The organism is Kitasatospora sp. NPDC015121 (assembly GCF_055562955.1).
The window spans coordinates 94,007-107,921 of record NZ_JBVHEH010000024.1 but is presented as its reverse complement, the minus strand read 5'-3'; the positions used below and the strand labels follow the sequence as shown (position 1 = coordinate 107,921).

The window sequence follows — 13,915 nt, the reverse complement described above, 5'->3', positions numbered from 1 at the left end:
CGATCCCCGGGTCCGGCCCTGCCTGACGAGCGGAGACCGTGCGATGGAGCAGGTGAGCCAGGCCCACAGCAGCACCCCCGCCACCCGCCGGCGCCGCAGCGTCCGGGTGCTCGGGGCGACGCTGCTCACCGGACTGCTGCTCGGCGGCGCCGTCCCCTACGTCACCGGCAACGGCGGCACCTACCTCAGCTACCTGGTGCTGGACGAGCGGGTCGACGCCCAAGGGGCCGAGCACGCCGGCGAGCAGGCCCGGGCGCTCGGCGGCGAGGTCGTCCAGGACTACCCGCAGATCGGCGCGGTGCTCGCCTACGCCGGACCGCAGTTCGCCGAGAAGCTCCGCCGGCGGCCCGGGATAGCCGCCGTCGGCGCCACCCGCACCGTCCCCGTCCCCTCGCCGCCCCGGCCGCTGGCCGGCGCCGGCTTCGACCCGCACGCCGACACCCGCGCCGACGACCCGCCCGCGACCGACGGCGCGCCCGCCGCGGACACCGTCGAGCGGGCCGACGACTCCACCCCCACCGTGCCCGACCCCGGCGAGCGGACCGACTGGAACCTCGCCATGATCGGCGCCCTCGACCGCCCCGCCGGACGGACCGCCGCCCTGCTGCGCCCGCCCGTCGAGGACCGCGCCGACGAGCCGTCCGCCGACCTGGCCGGCCCGCTGCCCACCCCCCGGCAGCTCGCCGGGGTCACCGTCGCCGTGCTGGACTCCGGCGTCGACGACACCCACCCCGACCTGCGCGCCGCCGTCGACCCGGCCGCCTCCGCGTCCTGCGCCGACGGCCGCCCCGACTCGCGGGACGGCGCCTGGCGGCCCGACTCCGCGATCAACGAGAGCGGCCACGGCACCCACGTCGCCGGGATCGTCGGCGCCGCCCGGGACGGCCGCGGCGTCACCGGCGTCGCCCCCGGCGTGCGGATCGCCGCCGTCCGGCTGCTCGGCCCGCTCGGCCAGTACTACGCCGAGAACATCGTCTGCGGCATGCTCTGGGCCGCCGACCACGGCGCCCGGGCGGTCAACGACAGCTACTTCGCCGACCCGTGGAAGTACAACTGCCCCCAGGACGCCGACCAGGCCGCCCTCGCCGCCGCCGTCGGCCGGGCCGTCGCCTACGCCCAGCACAAGGGCGCCGTGGTGGTCGCCTCGGCCGGCAACGACGGACAGGACCTCAACGCCGGCCGCGAGGACCGCCGCAGCCCCAACGACCGCACCTCGGGACCGCCGCAGGACCGCCGGCTCGGCACCGAGTGCATCCGGCTGCCCGGCGAACTGCCCGGCGTGGTCACCGTCACCGCCGTCGACCGCGACGGCCGCCCCGCCCCCTACAGCAACCACGGCCGCGGCAAGGTCTCCCTCGCCGCCCCCGGCGGCGACCCCGACGGCGGCGACCGGGGCGCGATCGTCTCCGACTGGCCCGGCGGCCGGTACGCCGCTCTGGCCGGCACCTCGATGTCCGCCGCGCACGTCACCGGCGCCGTCGCCGTGGTCGCCGCCCGGCACCCCGACTGGGGCCCGGAACGGATCACCGCCGCCCTCGCCCGGGCCGCCGCCGCGGACGGCTGCACCCGCACCCTGCCGCTCGGCTGCCAGGACCGCGACTACTACGGCGCCGGCATCCTCGCCCTCCCCGCGGGCTGACGCCCGGGCCCCGGCGCCGGTGCCCGATACTGGGGCGCATGAGGCTGACCGAGTTCTGGCGACGGATGCACGAGCACTTCGGCGAGGCGTACGCGGAGTCCTTCGCCCAGGACCACGTGATGGGCGAGCTCGGCGGCCGCACCGTCCGGCAGGCGCTGGACGCGGGCTGGGAGGCCAAGGACGTCTGGCGGGTGGTCTGCGTCACGCAAGGGGTGTCGGCACAGCTGAGGTGAGATTATTCGCGCCGGCGTGGGTGAGACTGTCCCGGTGGCGAGCAGCGCAGAGAACCCCGACCCCACCGCCCCCGGCCCCACCGCCCCCGGCCCGAGCCCGGACCCGAACCCGGACCTGGGCCCCGGCACGACCGCCCGGGCCGCCGACGCGATCGAGGCCGCCGACGCCGAGGACGCCGAGACCGTGCGCACGGCCGCCGCCCGGCTGCTGCGCCGGGCCGAGCTCGGCGGCGGCGCGATGCCCCGCTGGCTGCCCCGGGCGATCCTGCTGGCGCTGCTCGGCGTCGGCCTGTTCCAGCTCGCCGACTGGGCCTTCCACCAGCTGATCGACCTGTTCGTGATGCTGCTGGTCTCGTTCTTCCTGTCGCTGGCGATGGAGCCCGCCGTGGACCGGATGGCCGCCCGGGGGGTCCGCCGCGGGCTGGGCACCTTCCTGGTCTTCATCGGCCTCGGCCTCGCCGTGGCGGGCTTCCTCACCGCGCTCGGCACCCTGCTGGTCGACCAGATCACCCAGACCGCCGGGCGGCTGCCGCAGCTGCTCCAGGACCTGATCACCTGGGTCAACCACACCTTCCACACCGACCTGTCGCTCGACCAGCTCCAGCACCAGGTGCTCAAGGACTCCGGCACCATCGAGAAGTACGCCCAGCAGGCCGCCGACAACGTCTGGGGCGTCACCGGCACCGTCGTCGGCGGCCTGTTCCAGGCGTTCACCGTCGGCCTGTTCACCTTCTACTTCACCGCCGAGGGCCCCCGGGTGCGGCGCACCGTCTGCTCGCTGCTGCCGCCCTCCAAGCAGGGCGAGGTGCTCCGGGCCTGGGAGATCGCCCTCGCCAAGACCGGCGGCTACCTCTACTCCCGGGCGCTGCTCGCGCTGATCTCCACCTTCGCGCACTGGGCGTTCTTCGCCGCCATCGGCCTGCCGTACGCGGCGGCGCTGGCGGTCTGGGTCGGCGTCATGTCGCAGTTCGTGCCGACCATCGGCACCTACCTGGCGGGCGCGCTGCCCGTCCTGGTCGGGCTGACCGTGCGGCCGGTGGACGCGCTGTGGGTGCTGGTCTTCGTCACCGTCTACCAGCAGATCGAGAACTACCTGCTGCACCCGCGGATCACCGCCAAGACGGTCGACGTGCACCCCGCCGTCGCGTTCGGCTCGGTGATCGCCGGCGCCGCCCTGCTCGGCGCGGTCGGCGCGCTGATCGCCATCCCGGTCGCCGCCACCCTGCAGGGCTTCGTCGGGACGTACGTGCGCCGCTACGAGGTCGAGGACGACCCGCGGATCGACCGCGGCGAGGAGCGGCGCGAGCGGCGCCGGCACACCGTCCGGCGGCTGCGGCGGATGGTCTCCGGCGGGAACGGCGCGGGCGGCGTGGGCGGCGCGGGCGGGAACGGCGCCGGCGGGAGCGGTTCGGGCGGCGCGGGCGGGGGCCGGGACCGGGAGGATCCGCCCGCCGAGTAAGCGGTTCGCGGCCCCTCCGGGCTCTGTACGGGTGAAGGAGGTGGTCATGAGAGGGGAACGGAGCGATCCGGACGAGGACTTCCGGGCGTTCATCGTGGGGGCCTGGCCCTGGCTGACGCGCACGGCGTACCTGCTGACCGGGGACCGGCACGCGGCCGAGGACCTGGCGCAGTCCGTCGCGGAGCGGACCTGCGCGGCCTGGCCGAAGGTGCGCCGGGCCGACGACCCGTACGCCTACGTGCGGCGGATCATGGTCAACCAGCACGCCCGACGCTGGCGCCGCCGCGCGCCCGAGGTGCTGGTGGAGGCCGTGCCCGACACGGCCGGGGCCGAGGACGGCTACGCCAGGTCGGACCAGCGCCGGGAGCTGATGGCGGCCCTCGCCACGCTGCCCGCCCGGCAGCGGCAGGCCGTGGTGCTGCGGCACTGGGACGACCTGAGCGACAGCCAGGCCGCCGCCGCGATGGGCTGCTCGGCCGGGGCCGTGCGCAGCCACGCGGCCAAGGGGATAGCCAGACTGCGCCGGAGCGCCGGTCTGCGGGAACTGCGGGACATGACACGAATCGGGGGTGCGGTGTGACCGGGACCGGCGAGGGAACGCGGGGCGAAGGCACGATGTGGGTCGAGCTCGGGCTCGCGGGAGCGGCGGCGGAGGTGCCGGTCGGACCGGTGCCGGTCGACGGCATCGTGGCCGGCGGGCGGCGGATCAGGCGCCGCCGCCGGACCGCCGTCGGCGCGCTCGCGCTGGCCGCGGTGGCGGTGCTCGGCACCGGCGCGGCCGCCGGACTGCACGGCGCCCCGGGCGGGGGTACCGGCACCCGGGGGATCGGCCCGGCCGCCCTCGGCGGCGCGCCCGCCGCCGCCCCGTCCGCCTCGGCCCCGGCGGCCGTCCGGGACCCGCTCGCGCCCGTCCGGGTGCTGATCGGGCAGGGCGTCGTCGACGGCCGGGAGTGGCAGCTCTGGGAAGCGCTCTGGCCGGTCGCCCCGCAGGAGCGGGCGTACGAGCAGGCGATGGCGGTCTGGCAGGAGCGGCACGCCGTCGACCCCGCGCTGGAGCCGCCGACCGAGGCGTACGTCCGGCAGTACTGGCAGCCGGGGGAGGACGTCGTCAACACGTACGCGACGCTGGACGGCGTCCGGCAGAAGGACGACGAACAGGGCGGCTACGCGGCGCCCGGGCACCTCGACCCGCAGCTGGCGGACGCGTTCAGCGCCGTCGTGATGGGGCCCCGGAACAAGGACTCCCGGCCCGGCCCGCTGCCGGTGACGCTCGCCGTGCTGGCGCTCGGCCCGGGCGTCGACCGGGTGCGGGTGACCTGGGCGGACGGCACCGTGACCGAACCCGGGCCGGTCGCCGTCGGGGACTCCCCGTACCGCCGGCTCGTGGTGGCGGAGCGGCCCGGGGTGAAGGCGGTCTCCTGGCGGCTGTACGACAGCGGCGGCGCCGAACTGCCGAACGCGGGCCTGCGGCTGCTGACCGAGTAGCGGGCGGCCGCCCGGCGGCCCCGCCCCGTCACGGGGGCGGGGCCGCCGTCGTTCCCGGGTGCCGTCGTTCCCGGGGCGCGGCGGGATCCGGCCGGTGGCGGCGCGGCGGCCGGGGGCGGGGGGCGTGAGGTGCGAGACTGGAATCGAACACACGTTCTTTGTACTCTTCGGCGCGGAGTTTTCCACAGGCCGAGCCCGTCCGGGGCCGATTGTCGGTGGGACGCGCTAGCGTCGATGACGATGAAGCGCACAGGACAGAACCCGAGGGTGGAAGCCATGGCAGGAACGGATCGCGAGAAGGCCCTGGAGGCCGCACTCGCCCAGATCGAGCGGCAGTTCGGCAAGGGCTCGGTGATGCGGCTCGGAGAGAAGGCGAACGAGCCGGTCGAGGTGATCTCCACCGGATCCACCGCGCTCGACGTGGCGCTCGGCGTGGGCGGCATCCCGCGCGGCCGGGTGGTCGAGATCTACGGCCCCGAGTCCTCCGGCAAGACCACCCTGACCCTGCACCTGGCCGCCAACGCGCAGAAGGCCGGCGGCACCGTCGCCTTCGTCGACGCCGAGCACGCGCTCGACCCCGAGTACGCCAAGAAGCTCGGCGTCGACACCGACGCGCTGCTGGTCAGCCAGCCGGACACCGGCGAGCAGGCGCTGGAGATCACCGACATGCTGATCCGCTCCGGCGCGATCGACCTGGTGATCATCGACTCGGTGGCCGCGCTGGTGCCGCGCGCCGAGATCGAGGGCGAGATGGGCGACTCGCACGTCGGCCTCCAGGCCCGCCTGATGAGCCAGGCGCTGCGCAAGATCGCCGGTGCGCTGAACCAGTCGAACACCACCGCGATCTTCATCAACCAGCTGCGCGAGAAGATCGGCGTGATGTTCGGTTCGCCGGAGACCACGACCGGTGGCCGCGCGCTCAAGTTCTACGCCTCGGTCCGCCTCGACATCCGGCGCATCGAGACCCTGAAGGACGGCACCGAGGCGGTCGGCAACCGCACCCGCGTCAAGGTGGTCAAGAACAAGGTGGCCGCGCCGTTCAAGCAGGCCGAGTTCGACATCCTCTACGGCGTGGGCATCAGCCGCGAGGGCGGCCTGATCGACATGGGCGTCGAGCACGGCTTCATCCGGAAGTCCGGCGCCTGGTACACCTACGAGGGCGACCAGCTCGGCCAGGGCAAGGAGAACGCCCGCAACTTCCTGAAGGACAACCCGCAGCTGGCCGACGAGATCGAGGCCAAGATCAAGGGCAAGCTGGGCATCGGCCCGAAGCCCCCCGAGGCCGAGGGCGACGCCGCCCCCGCCGTGGAGATCCCGGCCGCCGCGGCCCCCGCGAAGGCCGCGGCCAAGAAGACGGCGGCCGCCGCCAAGAGCTGATCCGTTGACACCGCACCAGCAGCACGGCCACCCGGCACCGGGCCCGTCCGAGGACGGGCCCGGTGCGGGCGTTCACGGCCACGGCCGGGACGGGGACGACCGCGCGGGCGACGGCCGGGGGGACGACCACGGTCCGCCCGACTGGTTCGCGGCCGCGGCGGATGAGGAGCAGCCGCCGACCGGTCCGCCGGACTGGTTCGCGGCGGTCGCCGAGGAGCCCGCGGCCGAGGAGCCCGCGGCGGGGGAGCCGCCGGACGGGCCGGTCGGCGAACTGCCCGGGATGATGCGGGCGTCCGACCTGGCCGGCGGGCGGCGGCGCCGGCGCAGCGCGCTGGGGGAGCTGCCGGCCGCCGCGCCGTCGCCGCCGGCCGAGGAGCGGCCGCGCGCCCGGCGGCGGGCGAAGGCCGAGCGGGCGGACGGCGACGGCGCGGGCGCGGCGCGGGAGCCCGGGGCGCGCCGGGAGGGGCGGCGCGGGCGGGCGGCCGAACCGGAGGGCGACCCGGCCGACCGGGCCCGGGACGTCTGCCTGCGGCTGCTCACCGGCGCCGCCAAGTCCCGCAAGCAGCTGGCCGACGCGCTGCGCCGCAAGGAGATCCCGGACGAGGTCGCCGAGCGGGTGCTGGACCGGCTGGAGGAGGTCGGGCTGATCGACGACGCCGCCTTCGCCGAGGCCTGGGTGGAGTCCCGGCACGCGGTGCGCGGGCTCTCCCGGCGGGCGCTGGCCCAGGAGTTGCGCACCAAGGGCGTCGCCGGGGAGGCCGCCGAGCGGGCCCTGCTGCAGGTCGACGAGGAGGACGAGTCCGAGGCCGCCCGGGCCCTGGTCGCGCGCAAGGTGCGCTCCACCGCCGGACTGGCGCGGGACGTCCGGATCCGGCGGCTGGTCGGGGTACTGGCGCGGCGCGGCTACGCGGAGGGGCTGGCGTTCCGGGTGGTCCGGGAGGCGCTGGACGCGGAGGGAGCGGAAGGGTCGGAAGGGGAGGACGAGGAGGACCGGTGGGAGTGAGGCTGTCCGTTCGGTGCGGTGCGATGACTGCTGATCAGATCGTCGGGGCCAATTCTCGATCGCATCTTGACCGTTTCGTAACCTCGGCTTAGCCTCACACTCAGTGGCAGGACGATCGCGGAGGTCGCCTCAGCGGCAGCGTGAGCAGGACGGGGAGTGGCCGGATGGGCATCGCTCAGGGCACCGAAACGGGTTCCTCCCTGCTGCCGGCCGCCGGGGTGCTGATCGGTGCCCTGGTGCTGGTGCTGGCCGCCGGGTTCCTGATGCTCCGCCAGCGCCGGGCCGAACTCGACCGCCGCGAGGAGCGGTTGACGTCCGAGCTCAACCGCCTCCACCAGCACGAGGACGAACTCGCCGCCCGCGCCGCCGAGTCCGAGCGGGTGCGGGCCGAACTCGCCGGCCAGGACGCGGAGAACCGCCTGCTGCTGGAGCGCACCGCCGGGCTGACCGCCGACCAGGCCCGGGAGGAGATCGTCCGGGCCGCCGAGTCGGAGGCCCGCCGGGAGGCCGCGCTGACCGTCCGGGAGATCGAACGGCGGGCGGTCACCGAGGGCGAGGGCCGGGCCCGGGAGATCATCGCCGCGTCCATCCAGCGGCTCGCCGCCGAGCACACCGCCGAGACCGTGGTCACCACCCTGCGGCTGCCCAGCGAGGACATGAAGGGCCGGGTGATCGGCCGCGAGGGCCGCAACATCCGCGCCTTCGAGGCCGTCACCGGCGTCAACCTGATCGTCGACGACACCCCCGGACTGGTCCAGCTCTCCTGCTTCGACCCCGTCCGCCGGGAGAGCGCCCGGCTCACCCTGGAGGCGCTGCTGGTCGACGGGCGGATCCACCCCGCGCGGATCGAGGAGGCGCACGAACGCAGCCGGGCCGAGGTCGAGCGGCTGTGCGTCCGGGCCGGCGAGGACGCGCTGCTCACCGTCGGGATCGGGGCGAGCGGCGAGATGTCGCCCGAACTCGTCCGCACCCTCGGCACCCTGCGCTACCGCACCTCGTACGGGCAGAACGTGCTCGGGCACCTGGTGGAGTCCGCGCACCTGGCCGGGATGATGGCCGCCGAGCTCGGCGTCGACCCCGAGACGGTGCGCCGGGCCGCGCTGCTGCACGACATCGGCAAGGCGCTCAGCCACCGGGTGCCGGGCAGCCACGCCGCGATCGGCGCCGAGTTCGCGCGCCGGCACGGCGAGGCGGAGGAGGTCGTGCACGCCATAGCGGCGCACCACGGCGAGATCGAGGCGAAGACCGTGGAGGCCGTGCTCACCCAGGCCGCCGACGCCTGCTCGGCCGGGCGGCCCGGCGCGCGCAAGGAGTCGGTCGAGGCGTACGTCCGCCGGCTGGAGCGGCTGGAGGAGATCGCCCTCGCGCACGACGGCGTCACCAAGGTGTACGCGATGCAGGCCGGCCGGGAGGTCCGGGTCATGGTGCAGCCGGAGGCCGTCGACGACGTCCGGGCGCAGGAGATCGCGCGCGAGGTCGCCCGGCAGGTCCGGGAGGAGCTGACCTACCCGGGACAGATCCGGATCACGGTGGTGCGCGAGTCGCGGGCGACGGAGGTCGCCCGGTAGGGGGCGCGCGGCGGAGGGCGCCCCCGGGGTGGTGGGGGTCAGCCCTTGGCTTCCTGCTGCTCCAGGCCCGGCTTGGGGGTGAGGGGGGCGGTGAGGGCGTGCAGGGTCTCGGGCTGGAGGCCGGGGGTGGTGCCGAGGAGATGGCCGTCGGGGCGGATCAGCAGGACGGTGTGCGGGGTGGCGCCGGGGTAGGAGTCGGTGACCAGGACCTCGGTGGGGACGGGGAGGGCGGCGGCGAGGTCGGCGAGGCGGGGCATCAGGCCGGCCCCGACCCAGTGCTCGGCGGACCAGACGGTGGTGCCGGGGGCGACCAGGACGAGTAGGAACGGGCCGCCGAGGCGGGCCCGGAGGGTGTCGGCGGCGCCGTCGGCGGTGACCACCGGCAGGTCGGGGACGAGGACGCCGGGCGCGGTGGCCGGGAGCTGCTCGGTCAGGGCGGTGCCGCGGCCGGAGCCGCGCTGCTCGGGGACGCGCGGGACGACGCCGGAGGGCGCGGCGGGGTAGGCGGGGGCGCCGCCGAAGCGGCCGGTGCCGAGCTGGCCGTCGGCGAGCAGCGGGGCGTGCTTGCGGAAGGAGCCGGAGAGCAGCGAGCGCCGGGTCTCGGCCCAGCCGCGCAGCGGCCGCAGCAGCGGCATGCTCTGGTCGACGGCGCGCAGCCGGGCGCCGACCGCGCTCCGGCGCTCGGCCTCGTAGCCGTCGAGCAGGGCGCGGTCGGCGCGGTCGCCGGCGGGGGGCAGGTGCCAGGCGAGGGCGAGCCGCCAGGCGAGGTTGTCGGCGTCGCGCAGGCCGTCGGCGAGGTTCTGCATGCCGAGGGCGCCGTGCAGGTGGGCGGCGTCGCCGGCCAGGAAGCCGCGGCCGGTGCGGAAGCGGGCGGCCAGCCGCTGCTGGTAGGTGTGGTCGGCGGCGGCGAGCAGCTGGTGGGGCGGGAGTTCGCCGCACCAGCCGGTGAGCGCGGAGGTGACCCGGGTAAGCAGGGTGTCGCCGGTGACGATGCCGGGCCAGGTGGCGTGCGGGTCGATCGGTTCGGTGGGCTGGGGGCGGCCGGGGGGCAGCCGCCAGTCGAGCCGCCACAGGCCGTCGGGCAGCGGGCGGGCGGAGGCCTCGCGGTCGCCGCGCCACGGGGGTTCGCGGTGCAGCCGGGCCTCGCCGGGGAAGGGCAGGTCGACCCGGACGGTGGCGACGGCGTGCCGGTCGACGGCGGGTCGGCCGGGGAAGCGGACCTTGAGCAGTCTGCGGACGGTGGAGCGGGCGCCGTCGCAGCCGACCAGGTGGCTGCCGCGCCACCAGGCCTCCTCGCCGCCGGAGTCGGTGCGGACGGTCACGCCGTCGCGGTCCTGGGCGAGTTCGACCACCCGGTGCCGGGGCAGCAGGCGGATCAGCGGCGTCGCGGCGACGGCGTCGCGCAGGCCGCGCTGCAGGCGGTGCTGGGCGAGGTGCAGGACGGGCTCGCCGTCCAGCGGCAGGCGCAGCACCTCGGCGCGGCGGCGCCAGACGGTGAAGGCGTCCCAGCGGGCGGAGTCGGAGACCACCCGGGTGTAGCCGATCCGGCCGAGGAAGGCGGCGGTGTCGCCGCCGAGCACGACGGTGCGGGGGCTCTCCGGGCTGACGCCGGTGCCCTCGTCCAGGACGACGCTGGGGACTTCGTTGCGGGCCAGGGCGAGCGCCAGGGCGAGCCCGACCGGCCCGGCCCCGACGATGATCACCGCGTCCATGCCGGGGCCTTCGGGCGGGCGGCGTCGGCCGCCGGGGCGTCATATGCCGGGTGGGAGGTCCCAGGTGGTGTCACGAAGAGCAATGCAACAGATCACCTGGGTGTCCGTCAAGCAGCGGCTGCGCCGCGGGCCTTCGCGCCGCGGCGGCCGCGGGACTCGATCCAGCGGGCCAGGCCGCTGAGGGCGAGGCACAGCGCGATGTAGAGCGGGGTGATCACCAGGATGACCGGGATGTACGGGTAGCCGTCGGAGTTCGAGGCGATCCACTTGCCGACGAACAGCAGCTCGGGGTACGTGATGATGTAGCCGAGCGAGGTGTCCTTCAGGGTGACGACCAGCTGGCCGATGATCGCCGGCAGCATCGCCCGGACCGCCTGCGGGACGAGCACCAGGGTCATCACCTGGGTCTTGCGCAGGCCCAGGGCGTACGCGGCCTCGCTCTGGCCGCGCGGGACGGCGTTGATGCCGGAGCGGATGATCTCGGCCTGCACGGAGCCGTTGTAGACGGACAGGCCGATCACCAGCGCCCAGAGCGGCTCGGCGGTGAACACCGCCGTGTACAGCGCGAAGATCATGATCAGCAGCGGCATGGCCCGGAAGAACTGGACCACCGCGGTGCAGACGGCCCGGACCGGCCGGTGGTCGGAGAGCCGGCCGACGGCGAGCAGCACGCCGAGCACCAGCGAGCCGACCGCGCCCAGCGCGAAGGCCTTCAGGGTGGCGAGGACGCCGTCGAGGATCCGCTGCTGGACGTTGGTGTACTCGAAGGACTGCCAGAGCCAGCCGTCGAACTGGCCCTTGTCGGCCAGGGTGGCGACGATCCACCAGAGCAGTCCCGCGATGCCGAGCACGCCGAGCACGCCGAGCACCCGGTAGCGCAGCCGGGCCCGCGGGCCGGGCACGTCGTACAGCACGGAGGCGGAGCGGGAGTTCATCGGGCCACCGCCACGCGACGCTCCAGGAGGGAGAGGACCGAGCTGATCGTGAAGCCGATCGCCAGGTAGGCCAGGGCCAGCCAGAAGAAGCTGACGAAGATCGGGGCGGAGTCCTCGGTCCAGGTCTTCTGGACGCTGAACAGTTCGAAGACGTTGAACGCGCCGGCCACCGCCGAGTTGCGCGGCAGCGCGATGAACACCGAGCCCAGCGGGGCGATCACCGCCCGGCCGGCCTGCGGCAGCACCACCAGGCGCAGGGTCTGCCCGAAGCCCATGCCCAGCGAGCGGGCCGCCTCGGCCTGGCCCAGCGGCACGGTGTTGATGCCGGCCCGCAGCACCTCGCAGATGAAGCTGCCGGTGTAGACGCTGAGCGCGGCCACCGCGGCGGTGAAGCTGCTGATGTGCAGCTCCAGCCGCGGCAGCATGAAGGTCACCACGAAGAACAGCAGGGTGAGCGGGGTGTTGCGGAACACCGTCACCCAGGCGGTGCCGAAGCCCCGCAGCACCGGGACCGGCGAGACGCGGAAGGCCGCCAGCAGGACGCCCAGCAGCAGCGCGAACAGGGCGCTGAGCGCGCTGAGTTCGATCGTCCCCAGGAACCCGCGGACGAACAGCGAGAAGTTGTCCTTCTCGAACAGTATGCCCATGCCGGCGGCCCTCCTTTCTCGGTGTCGTTCAGGGGTGGTGCGTCAGGGACGGCGGGTCAGGCGACGGGGTCCAGCGCGGGGACGGCGGGCGCGGCCGAGCCGGACAGGCCCAGGGTCGCGTCGTACGCCTTCTTCCAGTCGCCGTTGTCCTCGTGCTTCTTGAGGGCGTCGTTGACCGCCTTCTGCAGCACCGCGTCGCCCTTCTTCAGGCCGACGCCGTAGCGCTCCTCGGAGAACGGGGTGCCGACGACCTTCAGCTGGCCCTGGTTCTTGGCCGCGTAGCCCTTGAGGATCGAGTCGTCGGTGGTGACCGCGTCGACCTCCTTGGTCAGCAGCTTCTCCACGCACAGCGAGTAGCTCTCGAAGGTGGTGACCTTCGCGCCGTACTTCTGGATGCCGGCGACCGAGGTCGAGCCGGCGGCGGTGCAGACCGACTTGTCCTTGGTGGCCTCGGGGCCGGTGATGGCGGTGTTGTCCTTGTTCACCAGCAGGGACTGGCCGGCGATGTAGTACGGGCCGGCGAAGTCGATCTGCTCCTTGCGCTTCGGGGTGATCGAGTAGGTGCCGACGTAGTAGTCGATCTGGTCACCGGAGAGCGAGGTCTCGCGGGCGCTGGAGTTGATCGTCTTGAACTCGATCTGGTCGGCCGAGAAGCCGAGGTCGGCGGCGATCATCTTGGCGATCTCGATGTCGAAGCCGTTGCGCTTGCCGGTCTGCACGTCCTCGAAGCCGAGGAACGGCTGGTCGGACTTGGCGCCGATGACCAGCTTGCCGCGGCTCTTGGCGGTGGTCCAGGTCTTCGAGCCGTCCAGCTTGGCGTCGGCGTTCACCTGGTAGACCGGCAGCTGCGGGGCGGCCGAACCACCCTTGCCGGCGTCCGAGTTGGGCGATCCGTCCTTGCCGCAGGCGGCGACCGCGGTCAGGGCGAGCACGGACAGGGCGGCGGCTACGGTACGACGGGCCTTCATGCGGTCGTTCTCTCCTCGGTAGGGGCCATCGCTGGCTCCGGGCAAATTCGAACTGACGCTAGATCAAGGTCGGGCTCAGTGGTGCAGGATCTTGGAAAGGAAGTCCTTGGCGCGGTCGCTGCGCGGCGCGGTGAAGAACGCCTCGGGGGTGTTCTGCTCGACGATCCGGCCGTCCGCCATGAACAGGACGCGGTTGGCGGCCGAGCGCGCGAAGCCCATCTCGTGGGTCACCACGACCATGGTCATGCCGCGGGCGGCGAGCGAGCGCATCACCTCCAGCACCTCGTTGACCATCTCCGGGTCGAGGGCCGAGGTCGGCTCGTCGAACAGCATCACCTTGGGGTCCATCGCCAGCGCGCGGGCGATCGCCACCCGCTGCTGCTGGCCGCCGGACAGCTGGGCGGGGTACTTGTCGGCCTGCGCGGCGACGCCGACCCGCTCCAGCAGCTCGCGGGCGGTCTGCTCGGCCTGCGCCCGCGGCACCCGGCCGACCTTCACCTGGGCCAGCACCACGTTCTGCAGCACGGTCTTGTGCGCGAACAGGTTGAAGGACTGGAACACCATCCCGACCTGGGCGCGCAGCCGGGCCAGCTCGCGGCCCTCGGCGGGCAGCGGGCGGCCGTCGACCTCGATCGTGCCGGAGTCGATGGTCTCCAGCCGGTTGATCGTCCGGCACAGCGTGGACTTCCCGGAACCGGACGGGCCGATCAGCACCACGACCTCGCCCTGGGCGATGTCCAGGTCGATGTCCTGCAGCACGTGCAGCGCGCCGAAGTGCTTGTTCACCCCGCGCAGCGACACCAGCGGAGCGGCCGGGCCGGCCTCCGCCTTCCGCAGGTCGGCGCTGTTCTCGGTCATCGCGGCTCGCTCCCTCGTCCTCCGAACCCGG

At 74.5% G+C, this 13,915-nt stretch carries 13 protein-coding genes; 8 read left to right on the top strand and 5 right to left on the bottom strand.

Annotated features, from left to right (window positions below; all coding sequences use genetic code 11):
* Window positions 1-43 precede the first annotated feature (43 nt).
* The 8 genes from ACZ3J7_RS30455 (at window position 44) to rny (ending at window position 8,764) form a co-directional block, all read left to right on the top strand.
* Complete coding sequence (locus ACZ3J7_RS30455; protein ID WP_465626654.1) at window positions 44-1,639, top strand: S8 family peptidase; 1,596 nt, start codon at window positions 44-46, stop codon at window positions 1,637-1,639.
* 38 nt (window positions 1,640-1,677) lie between these two features.
* Window positions 1,678-1,872, top strand: coding sequence for a DUF3046 domain-containing protein (locus ACZ3J7_RS30450; protein WP_465626652.1), 195 nt, complete (start codon window positions 1,678-1,680; stop codon window positions 1,870-1,872).
* Between the two features lie 34 nt (window positions 1,873-1,906).
* Window positions 1,907-3,331 carry an AI-2E family transporter gene (locus tag ACZ3J7_RS30445; RefSeq protein ID WP_465626650.1) on the top strand — a complete coding sequence of 475 codons (1,425 nt, stop codon included), beginning with the start codon at window positions 1,907-1,909 and terminating at the stop codon, window positions 3,329-3,331.
* A 46-nt stretch (window positions 3,332-3,377) separates the two neighbouring features.
* Window positions 3,378-3,911, top strand: coding sequence for a SigE family RNA polymerase sigma factor (locus ACZ3J7_RS30440; RefSeq protein WP_465626648.1), 534 nt, complete (start codon window positions 3,378-3,380; stop codon window positions 3,909-3,911).
* Window positions 3,912-3,946: 35 nt separating this feature from the next.
* Window positions 3,947-4,816: a hypothetical protein gene (locus ACZ3J7_RS30435; protein WP_465626646.1), complete on the top strand. Its 870-nt coding sequence runs from the start codon at window positions 3,947-3,949 to the stop codon at window positions 4,814-4,816.
* Between the two features lie 276 nt (window positions 4,817-5,092).
* Window positions 5,093-6,193, top strand: coding sequence for a recombinase RecA (gene recA, locus ACZ3J7_RS30430; protein ID WP_465626644.1), 1,101 nt, complete (start codon window positions 5,093-5,095; stop codon window positions 6,191-6,193).
* A 4-nt stretch (window positions 6,194-6,197) separates the two neighbouring features.
* Window positions 6,198-7,196, top strand: a complete 999-nt coding sequence (locus tag ACZ3J7_RS30425; RefSeq protein WP_465626642.1) for a regulatory protein RecX — start codon at window positions 6,198-6,200, stop codon at window positions 7,194-7,196.
* Window positions 7,197-7,360: 164 nt separating this feature from the next.
* Window positions 7,361-8,764: a ribonuclease Y gene (gene rny / locus ACZ3J7_RS30420; protein WP_465626640.1), complete on the top strand. Its 1,404-nt coding sequence runs from the start codon at window positions 7,361-7,363 to the stop codon at window positions 8,762-8,764.
* A 38-nt stretch (window positions 8,765-8,802) separates the two neighbouring features.
* On the opposite strand, the gene ACZ3J7_RS30415 is transcribed toward rny, so the two are convergent.
* The 5 genes from ACZ3J7_RS30415 to ACZ3J7_RS30395 form a co-directional block, all read right to left on the bottom strand.
* The gene (locus tag ACZ3J7_RS30415) at window positions 8,803-10,476 is read right to left on the bottom strand and encodes an FAD-dependent monooxygenase (RefSeq protein ID WP_465626638.1); all 1,674 of its coding nucleotides are present in this window, start codon (window positions 10,474-10,476) and stop codon (window positions 8,803-8,805) included.
* Window positions 10,477-10,583: 107 nt separating this feature from the next.
* Complete coding sequence (locus ACZ3J7_RS30410; RefSeq protein ID WP_465626636.1) at window positions 10,584-11,411, bottom strand: amino acid ABC transporter permease; 828 nt, start codon at window positions 11,409-11,411, stop codon at window positions 10,584-10,586.
* A complete protein-coding gene (locus tag ACZ3J7_RS30405) occupies window positions 11,408-12,058 on the bottom strand; it encodes an amino acid ABC transporter permease (protein WP_465626634.1) in 651 nt (216 codons plus the stop codon). Before ACZ3J7_RS30405 ends, ACZ3J7_RS30410 begins: the two co-directional genes overlap by 4 nt.
* A 56-nt stretch (window positions 12,059-12,114) precedes the next feature.
* Window positions 12,115-13,026, bottom strand: coding sequence for a glutamate ABC transporter substrate-binding protein (locus ACZ3J7_RS30400; protein ID WP_465626632.1), 912 nt, complete (start codon window positions 13,024-13,026; stop codon window positions 12,115-12,117).
* A 75-nt stretch (window positions 13,027-13,101) separates the two neighbouring features.
* Window positions 13,102-13,884, bottom strand: coding sequence for an amino acid ABC transporter ATP-binding protein (locus ACZ3J7_RS30395; RefSeq protein WP_465626630.1), 783 nt, complete (start codon window positions 13,882-13,884; stop codon window positions 13,102-13,104).
* Between the last annotated feature and the right edge of the window lie 31 nt (window positions 13,885-13,915).

What these genes read in the sequence shown, in the direction of transcription:
- ACZ3J7_RS30410 (WP_465626636.1), bottom strand. Translation starts at nt 11,411, where the DNA reads ATGAACTCCCGCTCCGCCTCCGTGCTGTACGACGTGCCCGGCCCGCGG.
- rny (WP_465626640.1), top strand. Translation starts at nt 7,361, where the DNA reads ATGGGCATCGCTCAGGGCACCGAAACGGGTTCCTCCCTGCTGCCGGCC.
- ACZ3J7_RS30435 (WP_465626646.1), top strand. Translation starts at nt 3,947, where the DNA reads ATGTGGGTCGAGCTCGGGCTCGCGGGAGCGGCGGCGGAGGTGCCGGTC.
- ACZ3J7_RS30405 (WP_465626634.1), bottom strand. Translation starts at nt 12,058, where the DNA reads ATGGGCATACTGTTCGAGAAGGACAACTTCTCGCTGTTCGTCCGCGGG.
- ACZ3J7_RS30415 (WP_465626638.1), bottom strand. Translation starts at nt 10,476, where the DNA reads ATGGACGCGGTGATCATCGTCGGGGCCGGGCCGGTCGGGCTCGCCCTG.
- ACZ3J7_RS30440 (WP_465626648.1), top strand. Translation starts at nt 3,378, where the DNA reads ATGAGAGGGGAACGGAGCGATCCGGACGAGGACTTCCGGGCGTTCATC.
- ACZ3J7_RS30455 (WP_465626654.1), top strand. Translation starts at nt 44, where the DNA reads ATGGAGCAGGTGAGCCAGGCCCACAGCAGCACCCCCGCCACCCGCCGG.
- ACZ3J7_RS30395 (WP_465626630.1), bottom strand. Translation starts at nt 13,884, where the DNA reads ATGACCGAGAACAGCGCCGACCTGCGGAAGGCGGAGGCCGGCCCGGCC.
- ACZ3J7_RS30400 (WP_465626632.1), bottom strand. Translation starts at nt 13,026, where the DNA reads ATGAAGGCCCGTCGTACCGTAGCCGCCGCCCTGTCCGTGCTCGCCCTG.
- ACZ3J7_RS30450 (WP_465626652.1), top strand. Translation starts at nt 1,678, where the DNA reads ATGAGGCTGACCGAGTTCTGGCGACGGATGCACGAGCACTTCGGCGAG.
- recA (WP_465626644.1), top strand. Translation starts at nt 5,093, where the DNA reads ATGGCAGGAACGGATCGCGAGAAGGCCCTGGAGGCCGCACTCGCCCAG.